The sequence below is a fragment of the Nitrobacter sp. 62-23 genome (assembly GCF_001897285.1).
Classification (GTDB): Bacteria; Pseudomonadota; Alphaproteobacteria; order Rhizobiales; family Xanthobacteraceae; genus Nitrobacter.
The window spans coordinates 1-24,614 of record NZ_MKSM01000096.1; the positions used below are offsets into that span (position 1 = coordinate 1).

Sequence of the window (24,614 nt, forward strand, 5' to 3'; positions counted from 1 at the left end):
CCATCCCGGTGCCTCTGTTCTAAGGCATCCGCTGACGCCGATTCTCCGGCCCGGTCTTGAACGCCGCGTATCGCGGCTGAGCGCGAGCAGTCGATTCAACTGGCGGAATCGTTAGCCCGACAACGTCGTTGCAGGCGCGCATATCGAAATTGTGCTGGCGCGGGCAAAAACTCCGTGCAATCTTGGAGTGATATTTCAAATGATGTTGTGATTTCCGTGTGGAGTCACCCGGGCCTCGATCCGATAGAGGCTCACGCCGGCGAGATTTTTGGCCATGCCGCAACCTGTTGTCGCGGATATCGTCGATAATGGCGACGTGTTGCTGGGCGAGCTGCATGCGATTGAAGAACGACGTGCGCTGCTCGCGGATGCTGCACGCCACCCACAACCCAATCCCGCGCCGCCGCACAATCCAAAAGCGTTGTCGGAAAAATTGAAGGATTTTGCCACCAGGGCCGGGAGTCTCAATCTGTCGGCGTTGTGCTTGTCCGGCGGCGGCATTCGCAGCTCTGCGTTCGCGCTCGGGGTGGTGCAAGGGCTCGCCGCACGAAAGATTCTGAGGAGCTTCGACTATCTCTCCACGGTGTCCGGTGGCGGCTATACCGGCGCAATGCTGACGGCCTGGGTGCAACGTACCGGCTACGACAACGCCGAGAAGCAACTCCTCGACGGTCCGCATAATGCAACGATCTCCCCACTTCATCATCTGCGCCGGTACAGCAGTTACCTGTCACCGAGTGCAGGGCTGCTCTCGACCGACATGTTGGCGCTGGTCGCGCTGTATGTCCGCAACCTGCTGCTGAACTGGTTTGTGCTGATTCCCATTTTGTTGGCGGCGATCATTCTGCTGAAATTGGTGACTCAATGGGCCTGGACGTTCCAGGCCAGCGACACAGAGATCGCCATGCTCGGCCTCCTGACCGTCGTTCTTGCCGGCACGTCGATGGTCGATTCCCTCCAGCAGCGGCCGGGCTGGGGCGACGAATCCTCCAGCCGCTCGCGCTTCCTTGCGCTCGAACTGTTGCCGACGCTTCTTGCGGGGTTGCTGATCAGCGTTGCCGCCCTGAAGATCTATCAGCAGTTTGTGGTCGACACTAACGTCAAGGGCAGTGACCAACTGCAGTTGCTATCATTCCTGAAAGAACTCAAATGGTATGGGAACGTCGCGGTGGTCGCTGCCGGAACCTACTTCCTTGCTGCAGTTCTCGCCCTGTCATTCACGCCGCCACGTGCCGGCAAAGACGACGACAAGTCGACGTCGGAGAACATCCGCTCGGGAGAGCTGCACAAGGGCGTACTGCACAGGGGAATGTTGATCGTATTGGCGCTGACCGCCTCGGGCGCCGTCGTTGGCCTGCTGCTTGCCAGGATCATCGACGCCATCAGTGCACCGTCGTCGGACGCGACTGACACTGCGGTCTCACCGGTCAAAGTGTTCATGTTGATGTGCCTCGGACCGTCGGTGTTCATGACCGCGGTGTTTCTCGCCGAACTGCTTTACTGCGCGTTGACCGGCAAGGTGTCCTGGGGCGACGCCGAGCGGGAGTGGCTGGGCAGGGCCGCTGGCTATCACGCGCGTGCGGCGGTGTTCTGGTCGCTAACCTTTGCCGTGATCTATCTTGGTTCGTACGGCATCAACTATCTCTACAGAGAGTCGGGCACCTTGCTGAGTGGCTTGATTGCAACCGGCGGGCTCGCCGGCGTGGTCGCGAGCCTAGTTGGCAAATCGTCAGCGACCATGGCTCTCTTCAAGAAGGGCTACGCGACTCTTGCTCGCCGTTCGCTCAACGTCGTCCTCGCGGTGGCCGCGACCGCGTTCATCATCATACTAACCAGCGTTCTTTCCGCGGTGGTCGACTGGCTCGTCCTGCCCGCGTGCGTCTTGCCCGGGTATAATGCGCTTTGGTTCGATGCAAAGTATGACGTGCTTGGGTCACTCTTCGTCGTGTTCCTCTGGACGGTGCTCGTCGGCGTAGTCGCATCATGGTTCGTCAATACCAACCGCTTCTCGCTTCACGGTGTCTATCGCAACCGGCTGATCAGGACTTTTCTCGGCGCCTCGAAGGAGAATCGCAAACCCAATGCGTTCACAGATTTCTACGAAAAGGACAATCTCAATCTGAGCGATCTCTGGCCTAACGCTCCACCGGACGAAGGAAGAATTCCGCCGCAATATCTCGTGCAAAACATTGCGATGAATATCATCGCGACGCGCGAACTGGCATGGCAGGAGCGCAAGGCGATGTCCTTCGTCGTGACGCCATGGTGGTGCGGCTGCGGGGATCAGAACCGCGAATCGCAGGTCCTGCGCACGGATCTGAGCGGAGCTTCAGGCTGCTACCGCGCATCGAAAAACTATGGCAAGGGCATCAGCGTCGGAACCTCAATGGCGATCTCCGGCGCCGCTGCAAGTCCCAACATGGGCTATCACTCCTCGCCCGCCCTTAGCCTGCTGCTGACCTTCTTCAACGTCCGCCTCGGCGCCTGGCTCGGCAATCCCAACTCCGCCGGAAACAGCACTTGGCAGCACGCGGGTCCAAGGATCGCCGTCTGGCCGATGATCCAAGAAGCGCTAGGATTGACTGACGGTACGAAGGGCTACGTCTATCTTTCCGACGGCGGGCACTTCGACAACCTCGGGCTCTACGAGATGGTTCGGCGCCGCTGCCGACTGATCATCATTAGCGACGCAGGATGCGATCCAGACTTCGGCTTCGAGGATCTCGGCAATGCATGCCGGAAAATCTCGATCGATCAGGATGTCGATATCGAGTTCGAGGCGCTGAAGATGGTGTCCCGCAAGACGCCGCCCGTCGAAGGGCCTTATTTTGCGGTCGCCAAGATAAAGTACCGTGATCTTGGCGACAAGGAGGGTATCCTTGTTTACATCAAGCCGAACTTCCAAGGCATCGAACCGATCTCGGTCCGCAGCTACGCCCTGAAGGCAACGGTCTTCCCGCACGAAAGCACTGCGGACCAATTCTTCGGCGAGTCGCAATTCGAAGCCTATCGCGCACTCGGCCGCTTCGCGATCGACCATATCGATGGCGCAGCGGGTACGACCTATTTGGATGTCAACGCGTTTGTGGAGGCTATCAGAGCACATGCCGCCAAGCCGGCTGCGCCGCCGACGAGACCAGCGCCAGCGCAGCCGCAAGCGGCAGTGCCTGCTACAGGAGCCGGGGTTGGTCCCTGTGCCGGTACAGTGACGAGCCCTTAGGGAGGATAATGTGATGCGTATGAAACTCGCTGTCGCCGTGCTTCTCTTGCCGGTCTCTGTAGGATCTGTCGTCGCGCAGAACTTCGACGAGCAGGCGATCTGCGCCGCGATCAACAAGCCCGGGCTGTTCTACGCCCGCAGCCAGCCGCCATATCAGTATGCGCCGGTGAACGGCGCGCCGCTCTCCTATGACAGGGATGCGCGCTTCGTCCTGATCACCGCGCCGGTGCGGCCACGGCAGGGGCACGACTACGAGGGCGTGTGGCACGTCCGGACCCAGACCATTGCCGAACTGAGCAAGCGGGCGAACAAGGCCTATGTCTATCGCCCGCCAGTCAGAACGCGCTGCTCCCGGGACGTGCTTCCGGCATTCGAGGAACGTGACCGGCTGGTGACGCTGACGGAGTATCTGGATCATCATCTGTCGAATCCGCACCATCCGCGCCAGAAGAGCTACGACCTGACCCGGCGATTTCACATGCCGATTCAGGATGTCGCGGCAAATGATTGCGTCTGGACCGACGACGACAAGGCGTTCGACCTCAATGGCACGTACGGCTTCTCCGATGTGAACCGGCGTGACCTAGACTCCGCCTTTGAAGTCGCCATGACGCTGGTGCCGCGTGCCTACGCGTCGTCGTCGAGTTACCAGGGGCTGAGCTCGCAATTCGCCTATCGCGACACGCCCCACGGCGTCTGCGTCTCCTTTGCATCGCCTATTCCGACCGGGCCGGTGCCGCACGGCGGCTGGTTCAGCAACGCCTATGACGACGCCATGCAGGCGGCCGCCGGATGGAAGCCGAAATCAACGCTACTCGTCATAAAACGGCTCGAGGGAAGGCGGGTGATTCCGTTAACATCGAAGATGATCACTTGGACCGACCGATGAGCCTGGACGCAGGAAGCACGATGCCCGTGGCGCCGAAGTCCGGCTGGCGGCGTCTACTGGAATGGCGCTTGCTGCCGATCAACAAGCTGCTCCAGACTAAATGGATGCAGCAGGTCTTCCCGAAGCTGCTTTGGCTCGTCGTTCCTCTCCAATACTATTATGCGCAGCAGTTGCCAGCAGGTTTCAACCTCGAGAGCTATTTGCCGTCGGCAGCTCTCGTCATCATTCTGGTGGCGTCGATGGTCTGCGTCGCCGGGGTAATCGCGATCGGTTATCCGCGCTCGGAAAATTACTACGACGCTGCCCGTTCCCTGGTCTCGTCGATGCTCGGCACCTGGGCGTTTGCGCTGGCCCTGATATGTCTTTCGTTGGGGCTCAACGGATGGTTCGCACGCCCGAGCGATGTGATCCAGGACTTTCTGTGTCCGTTCGAGCCGGGGCCTTGGATACGCGTGGTCTGTGACTCGCGTTTAGTGCGCCCCTTGCTCGTCTATCTCATTTATGCGCTGGCCGGTGCAGTGCTGCTGACGATCCTCATTCATGGCTGCGCCCGCATCAAGGCGGCGCGTAACGAAGATTACCGCCCGCTCCGGGAGCCGAACCTCGTCGTCGTGGCCATCGCGGTCGCCGTGTTAATGGCGTTCTTTCAGTGGCTAATCACCGCCACTAATCGCTGACGAGAGCTGTCGTGGAGGCGGACGCTGCTTAAGCGCAATACGGTGCTTGGTTTCTCGCATCAACCAATGCGTGGCGTGCACGTCCATTAGAGCATTTTCGCTTCTTATTGAATCAGAAGCGAAGCTCTAGATTGTTGTTTTGACGCGTTTTCTTCGCGCGAACCGGTATCCACTTCGCTCGAAAACGCTATAATTCCGCGATGCCCGGGTGCATCTCCATTCGCATCGTGGCCGCGTCGACCTTTTCGCTTCGCGACAAACCGTATCGCTCCATGCCGGCAAAGCGCTGCAACCGCGCGAGCGTGCCGAGTCGAAAAGCATCGAATCGGTCCAGCGGGCGAATGTGAAGCGTGGATGGATTAAAGGGCAGTCCTCTGCTCCCCTCATCAAAGGCAGGAAGGTGGCAAGTGCAGACGCGACGCCAGAGAGAATTTTCCGCAATTCATCCAAAGCAGCTTCATTCAAGAAATCTTCTCCTTCGAACGGGCAATAAATAATATAGGGCGGCATAACCAGCGGCACGGACGATTTCAATGACGGCCTCGCGTTCAAGCCCATTCCACGTCTTGCGGGCCCGCGCCTGGAGCTCAGCAAGCTTCGCCTGCAAAAGGGGGCGGCAACGCCCATCGTGAACTCAATCTAACGCAATTCGTGGTTTGGTTAGCACGCATGATGTGAGGCACATGTGATCACGCGACAGAAACATAACCTACGCGCGATCCATGCGACATGTGGGGGTTTCTGATCGCGGTAGTCGGCAATTCGCGCAATCTGAACCATGGTGAGAACCATTTCCGTTCCGCAGCAGCATTCAGCGTGACTTTCAGGCTATGATGAAAAACCAGTTTAATTTCATCGGCCGCAAATCCGGCTAAAGGCCATCTGAGAGCGAAGGTTGTCTTCCCTGGCGGGAGAATAGCCCAAGCATCACTACCTGTTTTTATCGTCCCGACTTTTGCAGCCGGGATAACAAGTCCTCCAACGAGATGAGCATTGCGTCTTTTGTTCTGGGCAACATCACAAACAGGCGATATTTCAAGCAGAACTGGCCTGACGGCGGCGTACCATTCATCCATCTTAACTGAATTGGTTTGGCTGCGAGTGATATTGCAGAATATCTTTTCCAGATGCTCACGATCAGAACCGAACACTGACAGGAAGGACTCGACCTCGTTTGCTACATAAACAGTGCCAGGCAGATAGGGGATCACCCCCTCTGTGCATCCAGCTGTAAGAAGAAAACCATTCATCTTCGCAGCGATGCTGGCTTTGGTCTTTCCGGTCGGCGTTGCATTGAGCCAAGCCCCATGGTCAACAAGCGCCCGTCCACCGCCCGAATGTTCAAGCTGATCCATCAAAAGCTGCGAAAGGATCGCGACAAGGTGGCCAGGAGCCGTGGCTTCCGATAAGTCGGACTCGCCTTTTGCTTTTGAGAGACGCTGAAGCACTTCTTTCAAGTGATCGTCGGTCAATTGTGTATCGACACCGCCCGCCGTCTCTTCCGCAAGATCGGTCAGACTCGCCATAAGGGCAGAGTTCGCGTCCTTAACAAGCCCGTCCCAGGTCCAGAGCAATCCAATGGCCGATTGACTGCCAAGCGTCGCAGCTATTTGCTTCTGCAACCGGGCATTCCAATCCTCTGGGCGATCTTCCTTCTTCGGCTTGTCCATCTCCAGAAAAATCAGACGGTTTTTGAACTTTGGTTCCGCCTCAAGCAGCGTGCGCTTGAACAGTTCGCTTTCAGTCTCCTGATCTTCCGCGGGGACGCCTACCTCTGTTACAGGGTCATCGGCGTATTTGCTCCAAATGACAACGACAATTGGCGCTGTATCGGCCGATACAACATTCTTGAAAACATTCGCAGTGTGTGAGGCTGCATCCTTTCCGAGGTTGTTGGTCAGGTGCAGATCGAGAAATACCAGCTGAAGTCTCGGAAATGGTCGCGGAGGCAGCTGATCCAGACTTGTTCCAGGAATCCAGACCGCGCTGATGTAGAGCTCGTTAAGGGCATTCAAAATGCAGTTGTAGTCATCCGGCTCGTCGTCAATGACGCAAACCGAAGGTGACACGAGTTGATTGATCATGACTTTTCCAGAAATTGAAGGGCGACAACCGCGCCCTTGATCTGATCGGGAAGGTCAACATCGCTCTTGCTCGGAAAAACAACGCGGCCCTGGCTGACGCGCATAATTTCACTGACAATATACAATCCCAAGCCCATACCCCCTGCCCGTCGTGTGAAGAATGGGGCGATCAGGTCTTCGGGATCATCTTTCCCGAAGCCGGGGCCGTTGTCTCCAACAACAATAGCCGGGCCTTCCTCAATATCCTCGGTGGTGCCGATATAGAGATACTTCTGCTTCGGGGCCTTGGTCTCCAGCCAGTGTATGCTGTTGTCGATTAGATTGGTGATCGAGGCGACCAGCATTTGCTTGGACCCTTGGATCTTGAAGTCCGGGCAGTCCATTTCCATGCCATTGATGAGCGTGATATGATGGCGCCTCAGTCTGATTTCCGCACTGAAGATGGCCTCCTTGATCAGAACACCAGCTGAGGTTTTCCCTGGATTGGGGTTTTTCAGCAGGTTCGTAACCGGACGCATCGCACGATAAAGACGGTCAACAAGTTCTTTGATCCGGACCGGGTGGGCCCCCCGACTCGTTGCCGCCCTTAATTCATCGAGTATTTTCTCGGCACCGTGGAGCATCATTCCTATTGTGAGACCGGGGACCGCTGCGTGGAGAAGCTGGTCACGATAGATCTCCATCTCTTTTTCGGCGGCCTTCAGCTTCGGCTCGACTTCTGCGAGGACGCCTTTGCGCTCCAATACCTCGCGCACTTCGGCAAGCTTCTCGAAAACCCGTTTGCCCGTGCCCTTGCCAAGAACTTCCCGAAGCCTGCGCTGGTCCTTGGTCTTCTCCGCCTCCATCTGGGTGAGCATACTGATCACCGCGGCGCGAAAATCCTCAAAGGCCTCATTTTCGATAAAGCCCTCGCGGTTGGTCTTTTCCCGGAGGTCTCCGCTCTCAGTCGCATCGAGCCACAATGCACCCAGAATCTGGTTGTTACTGGTACGTGCGGTCGGAGTATTGACGCGCCGGATGTCGAGATTGAGCCAGTCGTTTCCGGGTTCTCCGAAATCGTAGACACGGATGCCGTCACGATAGATACGGATGCCGCCATTCTCATCCAGATAATCTTTGAGACCTTTCACGTCATCGGTTACATCGCGAAGCACCGCAGGATCACGGTCAAAAAGCCAGAAGTCGAAACTCACTTTACCGATCTTGTGCTTTGAAAGGTCGAGAGCCTCGCTCTTTCTACTGTTCTCAACCTTCTTCTCAAGCGCAACCTCCTTCCCCTTCTCAGTTGTTTTCGTGAGCTGCTTTGAATACCCGGGCGGCGGTGTGAATGTGTAATCAAACGTTCCGGACTTCGCCTCAAACGATCCCCGCACATGGTAGAGGGCACACTTGTTAGCGTCCTCCGCTGTAAAGAGATTCTTGAGCCACTCCTCATGATCAGGGATCGATAACATCACTTCAAAATCTTCAGGCCCTTTGAAGGGTGAACAAAGGCTGTTGACGGCACGGTGAAGACGCCGAGCTTGGCCGCGGTTCCAGGCCTCCCTCAGCCGTGTTATTTCAAAGCAGGTGCCGTGCTGGTTGCCCTTGAATGTTTCCGGTTGACGAATTTCAAGATCAATTCCCGCGCTTTCCAGATCGTCTGCGCTTTCAATCCTGTCCCAATTAAAATCAAGTACAAGTTCTTCACCACCGCGCCGGCGGGTGATCAGACGAATGGAGCGCCCGAGCTTGTGAGCCGACAAGCGACCAAGACCCTTTTCCCCTAGCGGGAAGCGGTGAAACTTCTTGGTGCGCCTGTCCTCCTGACGCTGCAACGCACGGAAATCAGTGGCAATCATCATCCACACGTTCTGCAACGTATCTTCGTCCATTCCGATGCCGTCATCCTCAACGGTAATGCACGCTTTTGTCGGATCGGTGGGATATTCCAGCGTCACAGCACAAACAGTTGCATCAGCATCATACGCGTTCTTCACGAGTTCGAAGACCGCAAGATTGGCGTCCTTGATGAGCTGATCGCCAAGGAGCGTCAGCAGGCGCGGTCGCACCCTGAAAATCAGCTTTTCGCTGCCGGACTTTTTTTGCGCCGTTACGGCCATACTCATCCTGAAGTTATGGTTTCGACAATTGCTTCCATCACTGGCGGACAGACACCATTACCGAGTATTTTTATATTCTCCCGTCGCGTACCATGGCTCATCGTATAGTCCGACCTGAACCCCATGGCCCGTTTCAGTTCCGGTACCTGTAGCATGCGCATCTGATGACCGTCATCGCCCGGCTCGACCAAAGCAAAACGGTCAACGGTCGTTATGGTACGCAAAGGACGGTCCAACCGCTGCCATCCACCGCCGCCATCCGTTCCGTAGTAGACCAGCAAAAAGCTTGCACGTTTACCCACTTCGGCAAAGGCTCTTTCGGCGCGCTCCAGGGTCGGCCTTGCTCGCTTTGGGCTAAATAGCTCCGTTGTCTCCCAGGTACCAAGCGGATCGAGAATATCACTGACGGTTTTGCGCTTGCGGCGCGGCCGCTTGATCGCGGTTACAGGCTCCTCAAGGTCGCAGACCACAAACAGCCGGCGGCGGCTCTGAGGCACCCCGAAGTCCGAGGCGTCCAGGACAAATTCGGTCAAGTGATAGCCAATATTCTCAAGCGACTCTTTGAGTTCGTCGTAGCGGGACCACGGGCGCATATGGACGACATTCTCCAGGATCAGCCAACGCGGCCTGAACTCCCTGGCGAAGCGCAAGGCCTGCATGGCTGTGGCACGGCTTTTCTCCGACCGCGGAGCCGAACCCTTAGCGCAGGTGTGGTTAGTGCACTCCGGCGACGCCAGAAGCAGGTCAATGTCTCCGATGGAGTCGTGAAGCTTTCGGGGGTTGATGTTTTCCAGCGCCTTTGTGATGGTGGTGGCTTCCGGGAAATTCTCTTCATAAGTAGCGGCTGCCACTTCACAAAGATCAATACCACAGACAATTTCGGCTCCAGCATTGCGTGCGCCGTAGCTGCTGCCGCCGCCACCACTGAAAATGTCGAGTGTCCTGGTCATTCCGCGCCCCAACCGATGAAAACGCGGGCCAGGCTACCAGGTCGGATTCCGTCTGACCAGGCACAAAATGGAGCCAGACCATGGATGTATTGAATCCGCGGCAAAGAAGCTACTGTATGTCGCAGATACGGGATCGGGACACCAAGCCCGAAATGATGCTCCGTAAGGCTCTCTGGTCAGCCGGGCTCCGCTATCGGCTGCGTCACAAGGTAACTGGACGGCCGGATATCGCCTTTCCAGGATCCCGAGTGGCCGTGTTTTGTGACGGATGCTTCTGGCATGGCTGCCCGGATCACAGTGTGAGTCCGAAAACGAATTCTTCCTTTTGGAAAGCCAAGATTGGAAAAAACAGAGCAAGAGACGAACGGGTTGCCGCGGCGCTGCGAGATGAAGGATGGACAGTCATCCGCTTTTGGGAACACGACATCAAAAGCCATCCGGGAAAGTTGGCGGATCATGTGAAACGTACTCTGAGAAAGGCAGCCCGACGTGGACGCAAGCCGTAAAGAAGAATTGCGGGCAACTGACCTTTTGGTCGATGCCATCTATCAGGGCGGGCGCAACGGAAATGCTTCGGATGATCCTCTTCCGCATCTGGTCGGTGTTAGCAATCAGGGCGGCTTCCGCTATATCGGCACAAAGGAAGCACCGAAGTTGGCAATTCTCACGCTGACGACAAAGGAACATGACTGGCCAGACAACCTCGACAGGGAGACAGGTATTTTCACCTACTACGGCGACAACCGAAGGCCTGGACATGAACTCCATTCGACGCCGAGGTTCGGCAACCTTCTGCTGCGGGATATGTTTGACAAAGCTCATGGCCAGAAGGCAGCTCGCGCGAATGTGCCACCTGTTCTCATCTTTTCGAACACTGGCATCTATCGTGATGTGGACTTCCTGGGTCTCGCCGTTCCCGGAGTCGAGAGTCTGGATGCCAATAGCGATCTCGTCGCACTTTGGCGCATGAAGGAAGGCAAGCGGTTTCAGAATTATCAGGCAAAATTCACGGTGTTGGACTGTCAGGTTGTTGCCAAGCGTTGGATCGAGGACGTGAAGGCCGGAGATCCGCTTTCAGAAAACTGCCCGGCGGTATGGCGGGCTTGGGTGGAAAAAGGTGTAAGCCGACCGTTGAAAGCACCGCGTGTTTTAGACCATCGCAGTCCGGGCGAGCAACTCGCTGAGGATGTCGCCGGGCGCGCGATCATCGCTACCATTCAGGATTATTTCTCAGAAGATCATTACCGCTTTGAACCTTGTGCGGCAAAAATCGCCGAGATGATGTTACAGAATATTGCATCAATCGACCTCACAAGACGGATCCGCGACGGCGGGCGTGACGCTGTGGGCCGGTACCGCATCGGAACTGGTCCCTCAGCCGTGCTTGTGGATTTCGCACTTGAAGCCAAATGCTACAGTGATTCAATATCTGTAGGCGTAAAGGATTTGTCACGGCTGATTTCACGATTACGGCACCGGCAATTCGGAGTTCTTGTCACGACATCGTACGTCGCAACACAGGCATACCAGGAGATTAAAGAGGATCAGCATCCGATCGTGATCATTGCCGCACGCGACATCGTTAGAATTCTAAAAGCTGCCGGCTTTGGCACTCAGAGGGCTCTCCAACAATGGCTGTCATCTTTCTAAGCGATCTAGCGGAGCATTTGTTGATGATCGCGAAGTTTTGCGCTTAGGATTATCGACACTTAGTAGCGCCTGTATAGGCCGTCCCTCTCTCCGTCTTCCGGGATACTTGGATCCACTTTTGTGGATTTCAGGCAGCCCTGGCAATGCCGACCACAACGCCATCCACCCGGCCAGCGGCGTCGGCAAACGGCAGATATAGCCGCGCAACGCGAGTCAGGCCGCCCGGAAGCTGTACGTGGTCTTCCATCATCAGCGTGCGACCCGTTGTGAAAACGATCGCCGTCTCGTTCTCTGCGTCTTCGCGCGATGGCGTGAGCCGCCCGACCGCCTCGCCGGTCAACGCGGTGCCAAAAAGCCTGTCGATAGCCTTGCCGCTGCGTTCGATCTTCGCCGTCCCATCCGATTCGGCCGGGCGCCGAACCACCACGATCACATCATCCAAGTCAGCCAGACGCCCGGTTGCGGCATGGCGGCACCTTCACGGGCGCGAGCCAGACCCGATAAAGCCGGCCCAGCACCGGGTGTCGGTCCGCCATCAGTCGAGAATCCATCACTGGGATTCACCGTGTCAGATTCAACCAGATTTTCTGGTTATCTGTATTTCGGTTTGATTGATCTGTCGGCTTCGTCAATGGCCGGCAGCGCATATGCAGAAAACACTTCGATCTCCCAGGCATATGCGTCTCATTCAACACATTGTCGACAAGCGTCGCGAAGCCGGCATGAGCCAGGCTGACCTTGCCGAAGCTCTTGACCGATATCAATCCGTCGTCGCGGCGATTGAATCCGGTGGCCGCCGGGTCGATGTTGTCGAGTTCCTTGAACTGGCGGAAGTGATCGGCTTCGATCCCCATGAAGTCCTTCGTGACGTAGCGAAGATTACCCACAAGCATAAGGCCACACGCAAGCCGTCATAGTTCAGAATCATTTTGAACAACGTAGTGAGTATTGGAAGTGATTTGGGCGTCGCCCTTCGGGCCGGGCTCTACGCGCCGCCTGCGGCGGCTTCCGAAGCCCCTTGCGGGTCTTCGCCTTCTGTGACGAACCCATGACGCGAAGCGTGGCGGCGGCGGACATTTCGGCGACCGCACCGACTCACGCAGGGGCTCGCAGGGGCCGATGTCGGGCGACAAGCCCTCGACAGATCGAGTCGTATCCTGACCCTCGTGCTCAATCATTCTCGCAGATCGGTCGAGTCCAGGAGCGGATCGTCGCAACAGCTTGTGCGAGGATTGTCGGCGTACTGGACGGACTGCTGTCTTGCCATGCCGCACCAAACTCAGATGGTGGCGCGAGCGAAGGGCGGACGACCTCAAGCCTTCCGCTGCGACACGAAGAACACTCGGCGTTGAGGGTTCGGCACCTGCTTGATCGAGCCTACACAGCCGTTCGGGCGACGCGAGAAAGCGTGCTTCCGATCGTTGTCGCCAGATCGCGTTTTCCTCTGACTGTCTTTTCACGCCGCGCCTCAAGGGCGTCCTCGATTGGTTTGGTCTAACCGAAGACCGGCGACGAAGTGCGTCGCCTCGATCTTAAACCTCCAACACGCCGCCTGCGGCTTTTTTTCGCCGCCGGCAGGGCCGGCTTTGCACCGCGAAAGGCAAAAAAAGTCCTCGCCGGGTGCTGCACGCCGATCGTCCTCGGTCCATCGACCATCATCGAGGCCGCGATGGGCCGCAGCCCGATCAGCAGAAGGAAAATTGCATCATGGCTACGATCGGCACTTTCTCCCGCGTCGGCAACGGATTCTCCGGTTCGATCCGCACGCTTACCCTCAACGTCAAGTCGGTGACCTTCGCGCCGGCGGAAAGCGACACCAAAAACGGTCCCGCCTTCCGCGTGCTCGCCGGAACCATCGCGTTCGGTGCGGCATGGAAGAAGACTTCGCGCGAGTTGCGCGACTATCACTCGATCAAGCTCGACGACCCCTCGTTCCCGGCCCCGATCTACGCGAGCTTGGTCGAGACGGACACCGAGGGTGAGTTCGCCCTGATCTGGTCGCGACGCCGCGTCGCTAACTAGTCGAGACCACCGAGCCGCGCTCGCAAGAGCGGGGCTTCCCCATGCTCATGTCCGTCTTCGCTTTTCAGGAATTACGGAGATCGGGATTGTATGGCGTTTCCGGTTTTAAGGTTTCAGAATCCCGATCAGATATTTCCCCAGCGTCCGCTGAAGCTTCCGCCGGAATTGTTGCTCAGGGCGCTGCCCTCGCGCGGCACAAGAAAACTCTCCGGCCTTTCGCGGCATAAACGGCCGCCTCCCCGTAAACGGGTCCCCTCCATTTATTCCACGGTGCCGAAGAGTTCTCTGGCGCCTTGCTTCCCCGGTCTCGCCGACGGGCAAGGGTTCAGGAGCGACGCTTCGCTTCTCTGAACCCCAAACCCGAAGGAATAGAGACATGACCAGCAACGCAAACGCCCCCCGGAATGTGGTCTTCAATGCCGATTGCATCGACGTGATGCGCTCATTCGATAGGGGATCGGTGGACTTCATTCTGACCGATCCGCCCTATGTGACCCGTTTCCGCGATCGCGCAGGCCGCACCGTCGCCAATGATGATAACGGCCGTTGGCTTCGCCCCGCGTTCAACCAGATGCACCGCGTTTTGAAAGATGGCGGCTTTGCCGTTTCGTTCTATGGCTGGAACAAGGTTGACCTGTTCATGGACGCATGGAAGGCGGCAGGCTTCCGCGTTGTCGGGCATCTTGTTTTCCGCAAGCGTTATGCGTCGGCGGCGCGCTTCCTCCGCTACGAACACGAGCAGGCTTATTTGCTGGCGAAGGGAAATCCTGCCCGGCCCGAACGGCCTGTCCCCGATGTTCTGGACTTTCCCTATACCGGAAACCGGCTGCACCCGACGCAGAAGCCGGTCGAGGCGCTGGCGCCGTTGATTGAGGCTTTCACGAAGCCGGGCGACCTTGTGCTGGACCCGTTCTGCGGCAGCGGTTCGACGCTGGCGGCGGCCCAGCGACTCCGGCGAAACTGGATCGGCATCGAACTGGATAACGGCCACTATCGCACGGCCAGCAAGCGGCCGGCATCCCCGCAACATCACCGGGCGGCAGCGTAAGCCGCCCCTCTCTCCCGACACATGCGCGCCCGTCCGCAGGGCGAGCGCTGCAATCTCATTATTGAAACATCGGAAAGGACGACATCATGCGATGGATCGTTACGAAAGACCATCATGGCGGCTGCATCGGTTTGGGAAAGGATGCGAATGGCGTTGCCACCCGCGGAACCCCTGAACAGGGCGACGCTCTGCCGATGGAGTTTCGGCTCTACGAAGCGAGCGGGAATCTTCTTTCGAGGGACGTTGTGGCGACATTGACGCGGATTGGTGGAACGGCTTTGAGCCGCTGATTTACCTATGGACCCCGTTTCGTTGCCGCCGCCTATGCTATCGCCGCGCGGGAACGCGCGAGCCCTGGCGAACGCTTCGGCCATAGCCGGTATCTGTTGCAGTACTTCCGCCGATCCGTAAATGCGGATCAGCGGCGGGGCCGTGCCGCAACGACACGTTCCGACAGCTAAAATTTTTCCGACCGCCTTCAGACCTTCTTAGCTCTTCGACGACGAAGCTAAACCTTCGGTTGTCGCGATTACGGACACACTTGCTCTTCGGAAGAAGCAGCAGCGGGAAATGCGCGCGGAGGAATCATGCCCACACAAGACTGGATGGCAAACGCCGCCTATCTCTACATCCTTGTTCTCGATCGTCCGGCTGTTGCCTGGGAACACCTGCGTCGCAACCCCGACTATCGCAATGACTGGCGGTGCTTCGGCTCGCGGCGGCGATCGTCATCGCCCGGCCGCGCGCTGAAATGGGGGTTGCGATTTCTTCGAGAACCCCGACCACGATGCCCGCGACGCGCTGCCATTCTGGCAGCCTGATCCCGACATCGCCTTGTCGATCGTGCCGGATGTAGACCCGGAGACCGCCGCGCCGGTCTTCGATCCCTGGACCTTTCCCGGCCGCAAGGCCATCGGACACGACGGCAACCGCCTCGCGCTGAAATTCTGCCGGCGCGGCCGCTCTTGGCATCTCCATATTGCCGACGTGCTCAATGCCGGCATGCCGTTCACGTTTGCCATCGCGCCGGACGACAGGGCCAGCGCACGCCTGCGTGAAGCGCACGAGATGTTCACCGTGATATCCGGACGCCCCGCCAACCTGGCCGGCCGGCGCGGCGCAACCGAGCCGATCATCACCATGCAATCCTTGCAGGCCCTCGACGGACACCTCGCCGGCGCCGGCGAGCGTGACATCGCCATCGCGATCTTCGGCACGCGCATAGTGACGGAGAAGTGGCACGGCGACAGCGAACTGCGCGCCAGGGTCCGCTACCTGATCCGACGCGGCCGCACCGGGATGAACGGCGGCTATCGCAGTCTCCTGTGGGGCGCGGCGGCGCGCAGGGCCGGCGAGTTTTCCATGCCGGCGACGGCCACGGCAGGGAGAAAACGCGCGCGCAAAGATTCTCCATACCGGGCGGGATAGGCTTTTCCGAAACTGCCTCCGAACCGCTGGACCGGGCTTCGCTCGGCCAGCCTGAGACGGAGGCAATTCGTGGATCGCACCGAATCCAAACAGGCGAGCCGCTACCTCACCAACGAGGAAGCGGCCGCCTATCTCAAGCTCTCGCCGCACACGCTGAACAAGAAGCGCGTCATCGGCGGCGGACCGAAGTTCCGCAAGCTTGGCTCCCGCGTCGTCTATGCCATCGACGACCTCGAAAGCTGGATCGAGGCGCGGGCCTGCGACACCACCTCCGATCCCCGCTACGCCCAAGCCCGCTGAACGCGCCCGAACGACGCATGGCGGCGCGCAGACGCACATCCGAGCGCGACCAGCTCGAACTGTTCCGATCGCGCCCCGGCGACATGGCAACCCGCGACTCGCAGGATCTTATGGCCTATCCGTTCTTCTCTCTCGCCAAGTCGAAGCGCATCGAGCCGATCCGGTTCGAGGCCGGCAATGTCCGCATCCATGTCGAGGCGCCGGCCGAATTTGGCCTCGCCACCATCTGGGATGCCGACATCCTAATCTGGGCCGCCTCGCAGATCGTCGAAGCCCGCGACCTCGGCCTGCGCACCTCGCGGCTGATGGCGACCACGCCCTACGAGATTCTCACGTTTGTCGGCCGCGGCACCTCCGTCCGCGACTATCAGCGCCTGAAAGCCGCGCTCGACCGCCTGCAAGCCACCACCGTCGCCACCTCGATCCGCCAACCCTCCGAACGGCGCCGGCATCGCTTCTCCTGGATCAACGAATGGAAGGAACGGCTCGACACCAAGGGCCGGCCGCTCGGCATCGAGCTGATCGTGCCGGACTGGTTCTACGAAGGCGTGCTCGACAACGCGCTGATCCTCACCATCGACCGGAACTATTTCGAGCTGCTCGGCGGCATCGAACGCTGGCTGTACCGGCTTGTGCGCAAGCATGGCGGCCGCCAGGCCGGCGGCTGGAGCTTCGACTTCCGCCATCTCCATGCCAAGTCCGGAAGCCTCTCGCGCTTCTCCAACTTCGCCTGCGACCTCCGCGACATCGTGCGCCGCCAGCCGTTGCCCGGCTATCGGCTGCGCATCGACCGGCTCGACGACGGCCGCGAACGGCTCGCCTTCACACCGGCCGCGTCACGGCCATCCACTCATTCACAGGGGGCTGTGCAAAGCTGTGAAACCTCTCGTGCTATCAAAGGCAATTTGCCTCGTGCTATCGAAGGCGCAACAGTCGTGCTATCGAAGGCACGATCATGCGTTAAGCAATTGCGGCGCAGCGCAAACTCGCGCCCCTAACTTCTCTAACCGAGAATCTAACTTTGTTTTTGGAGGCGGCGTCGCTTGTGGATACGCCGTGGCGGGACATCCATCCCGAAACAAATCAATATCAAACCTTACTCCGAAATCTGCTTTCTGCCAATCGCATACGATAATAATCGAATGCTTTGACGCGCACACCAGCGTTCGACGGGAGCGCGCGTCATGATCGTCGCGCTCCTAAACCAGAAGGGCGGCGTCATCGGATTGCCGCGCGAGACCCTGCATGTCGAAGTGCCCGACATCGCGCACGGCGCCGATCACGTCGTCATCGACGGACCGCCGCGCGTCACCGCGCTGGCCCAATCCGCGATCCTCGCCGCCGACCTAGTGCTGATCCCGCCGGAGGGCCTGCCCGCGCTCGCCGCCGACATTCACCAGCGCGTCGTCTTCGCTGAGAGCGTCGCCACTGGCCGGCTGGCGCGCGAACTGGAGCCGGACGGCACGGCGGCGCAGGAGATCGCCGCCGTCACCGTAGAGATCGCGCGAGGTCTACCATGAGCGGCAAACGCATGGCCTTCGGCGTAAAGCCTGCCGCCCCCACGGCTGACGCCTGGGTGCAGCAGGGCAACGGCGCGGAAATGCCCGTGGAGACGCCTCCGCAAGGTGTCCTACCGAAGGCCGATATCTATACGGCGCGTCTCACCATCGACGTGACGCCGGAGCTGCGCGGCCGCATCAAGGTCGCCGCCTTCAGGCAGGGCGTCACCGTGGCCGAGATGGTTCGCGACCTGCTTGAGACGCGCTTTCCGGAAGACGGAGCGGACGCATGACCACGCGCAGTTACACCAGCGTCCTTGCCGTCTTTCAACGCGACCGCATCAATATCCGGCTGCGCTTTGCAAAGCCGGTGCGCGAGCGGCGGCTTGATCGCCGTCGCCGGCTCGCTTTATTCGCGCCTAACAGCATCTTCGCGTTGCTCCGATGGGAGCGCGGCCCTTACGGCACCGCCCTCTCGCACCTCACCATCATGCGCACGGTTGCGCCGGGCGAAACGTGCCTGGCGTGGCCCTATGTGCATCCCGGTGCGGAGACGCTGCTGTTCGCATCCGGCTGGCACAAGGTCGAGCGTGTCTTGCAGACGGTCGACGCCGTCGAAGCCCTCGGCGTCGACCCGTCCGACGCGGCGCCGGACTATTGGCAGCACGTTCATAATCGACTCCGGCTGCGCCAGCCGCACCATGCCTATACGGTTGAGCAACATCGCGCCTGGCTGCGCCGCCGCGAGTTGCTGTCATGACCGCGCGCAGCATGACCTTGGCGATGATGACCGGCGGAGCGTTGCTGGTCGCCGCCCCCGTCTGGTCGGAACACGCGCCGCGATTCATCTGGAATGCTTCGGCGAGCCTGCCGATCGGCCTCTACAGCGTCGCGCCGGCGACCGGAATCGCGGTCACGGACGTCGCCATCGTCCAGCCGCCGGATGAACTGGCGACCTTCCTCGCGGAGCGCGGCTATCTGCCGAGAGGCGTGCCGCTCCTGAAGCGCGTGTTCGCGCTCCACGGCGACACCGTTTGCCGGGAGGGCCGCATCATCATCGCCTATGGCGGACGCTACGCCGTCGCCCGCGCACATGACAGCCGCGGCCGGCCGCTGCCCGTGTGGCAGGGCTGCCGCACGCTCCAGGATGGCGAAGTCTTCCTCATGAACTGGGATGCGCCCGACTCATTCGACAGCCGTTACTTCGGGCCGCTTCCCGTGAAAACCATCGTCGGACGCGCCATTCCCGTGTGGACCACCGACGACACCGATCCGGCCACGGATGACACATCCGCCCGGCCGGCCGACAGCGAACCGTGAAGGTCCGATTTCAACCCGCACGCAGGAGGACACGATGACTCAGATCGGCACTTTCACGAAGACCAAGACCGGCTTCAGCGGCCGTATCCGCACGCTCTCGCTCGACGTCGAACTGACGATCCGTCCGATCGAAAAATCCGACGCCGACAACGCGCCGGACCATCGCATCTTTGCTTCCGACGACCGCGAGGTCGGCGCCGCGTGGAGCCGCAGCGGCGAGAAGGCCGGCGACTATCTCTCGATCACTCTCGACGATCCGACGTTCGCCCAGCCGCTGCGCGCCGCGCTGTTCCAGTCCGAGGCCGACGCCAAGGTCTGGAACCTGATGTGGAATCGACCGTCGAAGCGCGACGACAAGGGGTGAGGCCCGATCCGGCTTTCATCCGAACGGAGACCGACATGACGGACCAGCAACTCGTGGCGCGCATCAAACGGCGCAGCAAATACTGGGGCCAGACCGAACCGAACGAATGGTTCGATATCCGCGTCGTCGATGACGCCGGCTATCGCCTCAGAGGCAACAACAACAACTACCGCTTGGGCGACGTGGTGATTGGCGTGCGTCTCGCCAACGGCTCCGTCGTCGATCTCGCCAGCGGCAAAACCAGTACTCGGCGAAATTCAGGGGAGGCACAGTTGAGATGATGATGCGCGCGTCCCTTTGCTCCTTCACTTTCGTCATCCCTCCGATCGATCGGATCGCGGATCATCCCTCCGACCCGATCGCCCGACAGGCGGCCATCGCACGCAGCGCAGGTCAAGGGCGGCCGCACGGTCGGCGCAGCCTTGCCCTTGACCGAAGCGAGCACGGTGGCAGGCTGACGGCGCTGGGGCGCGATAGCCTGCGATCACCGCGCTACCCGCTCTGTCGGCGCATCATGCAGGTAGGCGCCATCTGCATCGTACTGGCATTATCGCGCGGTCTTGCGGCGGCCGAGCCCGAGACTCGGCCGCGTCCCGGCAGTACGTTCGCCGAGCGCTTCGACGCAACCGATCCGTGGACGACGGCGATCACCGAAGCATCGCGCCGGTTCGGCGTTCCCGAGACCTGGATACGCGCCATCATGCGTGTCGAAAGCCACGGTGACGTGCGCGCGGTCTCTCCGAAAGGCGCGATGGGGCTGATGCAGATCATGCCCCCGACCTGGGACGAGTTGCGCGCGCGTCACGGGCTTGGCAGCGATCCGTTCGATCCGCGCGACAACATCATTGCCGGCGTCGCCTATCTCGCACAGATGCGCGATCGCTACAGCATGCCGGGAGCACTCGCGGCCTACAATGCCGGACCCGCACGCTACGAGGAACACAAGCTCCTCGGCGTGCCGCTTCCGGGCGAGACGACGGCCTTTCTCGACAAGCTTACGCCCGTCATCGGCGAGGCCGCGCCAAGCCTGTTCGCGGGCTCCAGCGGACGTCCGGCCGGCGCGCGCAAGACATCGCTCTTTGCGATCGACGCGACGGCGCGACCCGGCGCAACCACGTCATCCGCGCGGAGCCTGTTTGCGGCCGACAAGCGACGCGACAGGCCAGCGGAAGAACCTGAGAACGACAGCCCCGACGTGCAGAAAGAATGACGACATGGCAACGCTGAAGCAGCAGTACAGAGCGCCTGGGGCGCACGGCAAGATAAAAGCGGACGGCACGCGACCGTCCGAAAGGTGTTGTCTGCACGTCGGTTGGGGCGGCGCGCGGCGGACGTTGCCGCGTGCCTGTGAAGGAGCCAAGCCATTGTTGCGACAGCAGCGATCGCGTGCTTCGTCGCATCGGCTTGTCTTGGCTTGTCCGGAGCGTCGTCATGCCGGTGCGTGACGACGACCGCTTCCGGCCGAAGGTCGCGCCGCCGAAATCGCGCGGCACAGCGCGGGCGCCGAAGTTCACCAGCCGCGTGCTCAAGGCCGCGTCGAAGATCGGCCCGACCAATGGCGGAACGCTGCGGCGACAGCCCTCGCGCGGCGGCGCCCGGTTCGGCCGCGGCCATGTCGCGGCGAAGTTCGCCGGCCAGTCCTTGCGCGGCAGTTCTCGGCGCGTCGTCATCAAGACTCGGCTGCTGAATCTGGCCAAGGTCGGGCCGCGCGCGACCATCCGCCATCTGCGCTACATCGAGCGCGACGGCGTAACCAAGGACGGAAGCAAGGCATGCGCCTATGGCCCCGCCACCGATGCGGCTGACATCGACGCCTTCGAGCAGCGCGGCCGCGGCGACCGGCATCAATTCCGCTTCATCGTCTCGCCCGAGGACGCCGGCGACATCGGCGACCTCAAGACCTATACGCGCGATCTCATGAGCCGCATGGAAGCCGATCTCGGCACCAAGCTCGATTGGGTCGCGGTCGATCACTGGAACACCGACAATCCGCACACCCATATCGTGCTGCGCGGCCGCCAGCAGGACGGATCGGATCTGGTCATCGCCCGCGACTACATCGCGCATGGGATGCGCAATCGTGCCCGCGAACTGGCGACCGAATGGCTTGGTCCCCGCACCCAGATGGAAATCCGCGACGGCATGCTGCGCGAGGTCGATCAAGAGCGCTGGACCGGCCTCGACCGCATGATCCAGCGCGAAGCCGAAGCCGGCGTCGTCAATCTGCTGTCCGAGCCGGCGAACGCCCAGGCGCGCTTCCGCCGCACGCCCATGATTGGCCGGTTGCAAAAGCTGACCGTGATGGGATTGGCCGAAGAGACCGGCAATTGCATCTGGACGCTTCATGCCGACGCGGAGGCAATCTTGCGCCGGATGAGCGAGCGCGGCGACATCATCCGCACCATGCAGCGCGCCATGACCGGCCTGAAACGCGACTTCGTCGTGCTCGACGGCGCGACCGCGCACACCCCGGTCGTTGGCCGCATCGTCGACAAGGGATTGGCCGATGAACTGTACGATCGCGGCTATCTGATCGTCGATGGCGTCGACGGCCGCGCCCATTACGTTCTGCTGGCGGCCGGCACCGACTTCGACGCATTGCCGATCGGCGGCATCGTCGAGACCCGCGCCGCGACCGAACGAACGGCGGACCGGACCATTGCCGGCCTCGCCACGGACGGCATCTATCGGACCGACCATCATCTCGCGGTCGAGCGCGCGAAGGCGGCTCCGGAACACGATCCGGACAGCTTTGTCGCGGCCCACGTTCGCCGCCTCGAAGCGCTGCGCCGCGCCGGCATCGTCGAGCGCGTCGAGGACGGCGTGTGGCGTGTTCCCACCGATCTGCCGGAACGCGGCAAAGCCTATGACGCAAGGCGACTCGGCGGGGTCGATGTCGAATTGCGCTCGCACCTGCCGATCGATCGGCAGACCCGCGCCATCGGCGCCACCTGGCTCGACCGTAAACGCTTCGGCGACCTGTCGGGACTCGGCCAGTCCGGCTTCGGCGCTGAGGTCCGCGACGCCATGCGCAACCGCGAAGATTATCTTGTCGATCAGGGCCTCGCCCAGCGGCGCGGCCAGCGCATCGTCTTCGCCCGCAACCTGCTCGCCACGTTGCGCGGCCGCGAGATCGACGCCGTCGCGAAGAAGATCGCCGGCGAGACCGGCTTGCAGCATCACGTCGTGCAGGACGGCGAGCGCATCAGCGGCATCTACCGCCGCTCCGTCATGCTCGCCAGCGGCCGCTTCGCCATGCTCGATGACGGCCTGGGATTCAGTCTCGTGCCGTGGCGGCCGGTGCTGGAAAAGCATCTCGGCCAATCCGTCGCCGGCATCGCCCGCGGCAACAGCGTGTCGTGGATGTTCGGGCGACAGCGGGGGATGGGTGTCTGAAAGGCGGACTTATCATGCGGAATCCCGCTCTTTCTGCCGAAAAGAGCGGGATTCCGCTTCCATTGCCAGTGAAGACCGCTGCCGTGCGACGGGCATTGATATGATTGGCGGGATCAGACATAATGTCACCACTTATTTACAAATGGAGACGTTTTGTCTGATGCTGAAAACGGCCCGACCCGAAGACATTTTCCGCGCCCACGGCGGCCAGCTCCGCATGATCGAAGCGATCCGTCACGGCCTGAGCCGCTATACGCTCTATGCCCTCAAGGAGCGGGGGACCATCGAGCAGATCAGCCGCGGCCTCTATCGTCTTGCCGATCTCCCGCCGATCGGCAATCCCGATCTCGTGACCGTCAGCCTGCGTTATCCCCACGCCGTGATTTGTCTGATTTCGGCGCTGTCCTGGCACGGGATCACCACGCAGATTCCTCATGCGGTTTCCGTGGCCGTTCCACGCGATGCGCGCCTTCCCGCGCTCGACCATCCGCCTATCCTCGCGCATCGGTTCTCGGATGCCTCGTTCAAAGCCGGCATCGAGCGTCACGACATCGACGGCGTGCCGGTCCGCATCTACGATGCCGAGAAGTCGATCGTCGATAGCTTCAAGTTTCGCAACCGGATCGGAATGGACGTGGTTCTGGAGGCGCTCCAACTCTACCGGCAGCGCAAGAGATTCGACTCCGGCAAGCTGCTCAAATACGCCAAGGTCTGCCGGGTGGAGAACGTCATGCGGCCGTATCTGGAGGCGATCTCTTGAAGAATGTGGCCGCATCAGTCCGGCAACGGCTTCTCAACCGCGCCCGAAACGACAAACGCCCGTTCAACGAGTTGCTGCAATACTACGCGATGGAACGGTTTCTCTACCGGCTGTCCCGTTCCGATCATGCCGCCCGTTTCATCTTGAAGGGCGCGTTGATGCTGCGTGTCTGGCGCGCGCCGGAGTTTCGTCCGACGATGGACATCGACATGCTCGGCCGAACGAGCAACGAGACATCCCACATCGTCGCGCAAATCCGTGACGTCCTCGCGGTGCCGTCGCAAGACGACGGCATTGTCTTCGATGCGGACTCGATCGAAACCGAAAGTATCGACGCGGATGCAGACTATACGGGCCTCAGAGTCCGGTTTCGCGCCGGGCTCGACACGGCGCGCATCACCATTCAGATCGACATCGGCTTTGGCGACGTCATCTATCCGGAGCCGGAAGAAGCTGAACTTCCCACCATGCTGGATGACCCGGCGCCGCGATTGCTCTGCTACAGCCGGGAGAGCGCCATCGCCGAAAAATTCGAGGCGATGGTGAAGCTGGGCGCCCTAAACAGCCGCATGAAGGATTTTTACGACATCTGGCTGCTGTCACGGCAGTTCGACTTTGAAGGCGCGACGCTGGCCGAGGCCATCCGCCTGACGTTCAAGCAGCGCGGCACCGTCATGCCGGAGGCGATCGACGCTTTCGCCGACACGTTCGTCAATGCGAAGCAGGTTCAATGGCAGGCATTCCACCGACGGCTCGGACAGGATCATGTACCGTCATCGTTCAGCGACGTTGCAGGTTCCTTGAGGGCCTTCCTCGAACCGATCGCAAAACATCTGTCCTCCGATGGCGACATGCCATCGCGCTGGGTTGCGCCCGGCCCGTGGGGATAGCTTGCGACGGTGAAT

At 60.4% G+C, this 24,614-nt stretch carries 26 protein-coding genes; 22 read left to right on the forward strand and 4 right to left on the reverse strand.

Annotated elements, in window-relative coordinates:
* Positions 1 to 274: 274 nt before the first annotated feature.
* The 3 genes from BGO16_RS08610 to BGO16_RS08620 are packed head-to-tail and all read left to right on the forward strand — an operon-like array spanning position 275 to position 4,786.
* Positions 275 to 3,220, forward strand: coding sequence for a patatin-like phospholipase family protein (locus BGO16_RS08610; RefSeq protein WP_292618210.1), 2,946 nt, complete (start codon positions 275 to 277; stop codon positions 3,218 to 3,220).
* Between the two features lie 13 nt (positions 3,221 to 3,233).
* Entirely contained in the window at positions 3,234 to 4,109 is an 876-nt protein-coding gene (locus tag BGO16_RS08615; protein ID WP_292618211.1) for a hypothetical protein, read from the forward strand.
* Positions 4,106 to 4,786 (forward strand): hypothetical protein, encoded by a 681-nt coding sequence (locus tag BGO16_RS08620; protein WP_292618212.1) that lies wholly within the window; start codon positions 4,106 to 4,108, stop codon positions 4,784 to 4,786. The genes BGO16_RS08615 and BGO16_RS08620 overlap by 4 nt, the downstream gene beginning before the upstream one ends.
* Positions 4,787 to 5,475: 689 nt before the next feature.
* Here BGO16_RS08620 and BGO16_RS08625 read toward each other — a convergent pair.
* Genes BGO16_RS08625 through BGO16_RS08635 form a run of 3 tightly spaced genes read right to left on the reverse strand, consistent with a single transcriptional unit; the run spans position 5,476 to position 9,922 of the window.
* On the reverse strand, positions 5,476 to 6,870 hold the full coding sequence (locus BGO16_RS08625; RefSeq protein ID WP_292618213.1) for a hypothetical protein: 1,395 nt from the start codon (positions 6,868 to 6,870) through the stop codon (positions 5,476 to 5,478).
* On the reverse strand, positions 6,867 to 8,972 hold the full coding sequence (locus tag BGO16_RS08630) for a sensor histidine kinase (protein ID WP_292618214.1): 2,106 nt from the start codon (positions 8,970 to 8,972) through the stop codon (positions 6,867 to 6,869). Before BGO16_RS08630 ends, BGO16_RS08625 begins: the two co-directional genes overlap by 4 nt.
* A 2-nt stretch (positions 8,973 to 8,974) precedes the next feature.
* Positions 8,975 to 9,922, reverse strand: a complete 948-nt coding sequence (locus BGO16_RS08635) for a DNA cytosine methyltransferase (RefSeq protein WP_292618215.1) — start codon at positions 9,920 to 9,922, stop codon at positions 8,975 to 8,977.
* 116 nt (positions 9,923 to 10,038) lie between these two features.
* Between BGO16_RS08635 and BGO16_RS08640 the strand changes: the two genes are divergently transcribed.
* Together BGO16_RS08640 and BGO16_RS08645 are read left to right on the forward strand one after the other, a co-directional pair.
* The gene (locus BGO16_RS08640; protein WP_292618378.1) at positions 10,039 to 10,428 is read left to right on the forward strand and encodes a very short patch repair endonuclease; all 390 of its coding nucleotides are present in this window, start codon (positions 10,039 to 10,041) and stop codon (positions 10,426 to 10,428) included.
* The gene (locus BGO16_RS08645) at positions 10,412 to 11,572 is read left to right on the forward strand and encodes a restriction endonuclease (RefSeq protein WP_292618216.1); all 1,161 of its coding nucleotides are present in this window, start codon (positions 10,412 to 10,414) and stop codon (positions 11,570 to 11,572) included. The genes BGO16_RS08640 and BGO16_RS08645 overlap by 17 nt, the downstream gene beginning before the upstream one ends.
* 127 nt (positions 11,573 to 11,699) lie before the next feature.
* On the opposite strand, the gene BGO16_RS08650 is transcribed toward BGO16_RS08645, so the two are convergent.
* Positions 11,700 to 11,999, reverse strand: coding sequence for a hypothetical protein (locus tag BGO16_RS08650; protein ID WP_292618217.1), 300 nt, complete (start codon positions 11,997 to 11,999; stop codon positions 11,700 to 11,702).
* Between the two features lie 250 nt (positions 12,000 to 12,249).
* Here BGO16_RS08650 and BGO16_RS08655 point away from each other — a divergent pair, with 250 nt between their 5' ends.
* From BGO16_RS08655 to BGO16_RS08730, 17 genes are all read left to right on the forward strand, one after another.
* Positions 12,250 to 12,489 (forward strand): helix-turn-helix transcriptional regulator, encoded by a 240-nt coding sequence (locus BGO16_RS08655; protein ID WP_363091755.1) that lies wholly within the window; start codon positions 12,250 to 12,252, stop codon positions 12,487 to 12,489.
* A gap of 790 nt (positions 12,490 to 13,279) precedes the next feature.
* Positions 13,280 to 13,594 carry a DUF736 domain-containing protein gene (locus tag BGO16_RS08660; RefSeq protein WP_292618220.1) on the forward strand — a complete coding sequence of 105 codons (315 nt, stop codon included), beginning with the start codon at positions 13,280 to 13,282 and terminating at the stop codon, positions 13,592 to 13,594.
* A 376-nt stretch (positions 13,595 to 13,970) separates the two neighbouring features.
* Positions 13,971 to 14,642: a DNA methyltransferase gene (locus tag BGO16_RS08665; protein WP_292618222.1), complete on the forward strand. Its 672-nt coding sequence runs from the start codon at positions 13,971 to 13,973 to the stop codon at positions 14,640 to 14,642.
* A 587-nt stretch (positions 14,643 to 15,229) separates the two neighbouring features.
* Positions 15,230 to 15,463, forward strand: coding sequence for a DUF6499 domain-containing protein (locus BGO16_RS18140; protein ID WP_363091718.1), 234 nt, complete (start codon positions 15,230 to 15,232; stop codon positions 15,461 to 15,463).
* 22 nt (positions 15,464 to 15,485) lie between these two features.
* Entirely contained in the window at positions 15,486 to 16,070 is a 585-nt protein-coding gene (locus tag BGO16_RS08670; protein WP_292618379.1) for a DUF2285 domain-containing protein, read from the forward strand.
* Between the two features lie 69 nt (positions 16,071 to 16,139).
* The gene (locus BGO16_RS08675; protein ID WP_363091720.1) at positions 16,140 to 16,370 is read left to right on the forward strand and encodes a helix-turn-helix domain-containing protein; all 231 of its coding nucleotides are present in this window, start codon (positions 16,140 to 16,142) and stop codon (positions 16,368 to 16,370) included.
* Positions 16,371 to 16,387: 17 nt separating this feature from the next.
* Positions 16,388 to 17,368 carry a replication initiator protein A gene (locus tag BGO16_RS08680; protein ID WP_292618223.1) on the forward strand — a complete coding sequence of 327 codons (981 nt, stop codon included), beginning with the start codon at positions 16,388 to 16,390 and terminating at the stop codon, positions 17,366 to 17,368.
* Between the two features lie 186 nt (positions 17,369 to 17,554).
* Positions 17,555 to 17,890 carry a hypothetical protein gene (locus tag BGO16_RS08685; RefSeq protein ID WP_292618224.1) on the forward strand — a complete coding sequence of 112 codons (336 nt, stop codon included), beginning with the start codon at positions 17,555 to 17,557 and terminating at the stop codon, positions 17,888 to 17,890.
* Positions 17,887 to 18,162, forward strand: a complete 276-nt coding sequence (locus tag BGO16_RS08690; protein WP_292618225.1) for a chromosome partitioning protein ParB — start codon at positions 17,887 to 17,889, stop codon at positions 18,160 to 18,162. Before BGO16_RS08685 ends, BGO16_RS08690 begins: the two co-directional genes overlap by 4 nt.
* On the forward strand, positions 18,159 to 18,629 hold the full coding sequence (locus BGO16_RS08695) for a DUF2840 domain-containing protein (RefSeq protein WP_292618226.1): 471 nt from the start codon (positions 18,159 to 18,161) through the stop codon (positions 18,627 to 18,629). The genes BGO16_RS08690 and BGO16_RS08695 overlap by 4 nt, the downstream gene beginning before the upstream one ends.
* The gene (locus tag BGO16_RS08700) at positions 18,626 to 19,189 is read left to right on the forward strand and encodes a S26 family signal peptidase (protein ID WP_292618228.1); all 564 of its coding nucleotides are present in this window, start codon (positions 18,626 to 18,628) and stop codon (positions 19,187 to 19,189) included. Before BGO16_RS08695 ends, BGO16_RS08700 begins: the two co-directional genes overlap by 4 nt.
* 34 nt (positions 19,190 to 19,223) lie before the next feature.
* The gene (locus BGO16_RS08705; RefSeq protein WP_292618230.1) at positions 19,224 to 19,553 is read left to right on the forward strand and encodes a DUF736 domain-containing protein; all 330 of its coding nucleotides are present in this window, start codon (positions 19,224 to 19,226) and stop codon (positions 19,551 to 19,553) included.
* A 35-nt stretch (positions 19,554 to 19,588) separates the two neighbouring features.
* Positions 19,589 to 19,834 (forward strand): hypothetical protein, encoded by a 246-nt coding sequence (locus BGO16_RS08710; protein WP_292618232.1) that lies wholly within the window; start codon positions 19,589 to 19,591, stop codon positions 19,832 to 19,834.
* Between the two features lie 233 nt (positions 19,835 to 20,067).
* Complete coding sequence (locus tag BGO16_RS08715; RefSeq protein WP_292618234.1) at positions 20,068 to 20,763, forward strand: lytic transglycosylase domain-containing protein; 696 nt, start codon at positions 20,068 to 20,070, stop codon at positions 20,761 to 20,763.
* Between the two features lie 221 nt (positions 20,764 to 20,984).
* A complete protein-coding gene (locus tag BGO16_RS08720; RefSeq protein WP_292618236.1) occupies positions 20,985 to 22,949 on the forward strand; it encodes a relaxase/mobilization nuclease and DUF3363 domain-containing protein in 1,965 nt (654 codons plus the stop codon).
* Between the two features lie 160 nt (positions 22,950 to 23,109).
* The gene (locus BGO16_RS08725) at positions 23,110 to 23,709 is read left to right on the forward strand and encodes a type IV toxin-antitoxin system AbiEi family antitoxin domain-containing protein (RefSeq protein WP_292618238.1); all 600 of its coding nucleotides are present in this window, start codon (positions 23,110 to 23,112) and stop codon (positions 23,707 to 23,709) included.
* Between the two features lie 5 nt (positions 23,710 to 23,714).
* Positions 23,715 to 24,599: a nucleotidyl transferase AbiEii/AbiGii toxin family protein gene (locus BGO16_RS08730; protein ID WP_292618381.1), complete on the forward strand. Its 885-nt coding sequence runs from the start codon at positions 23,715 to 23,717 to the stop codon at positions 24,597 to 24,599.
* Positions 24,600 to 24,614: the final 15 nt, after the last annotated feature.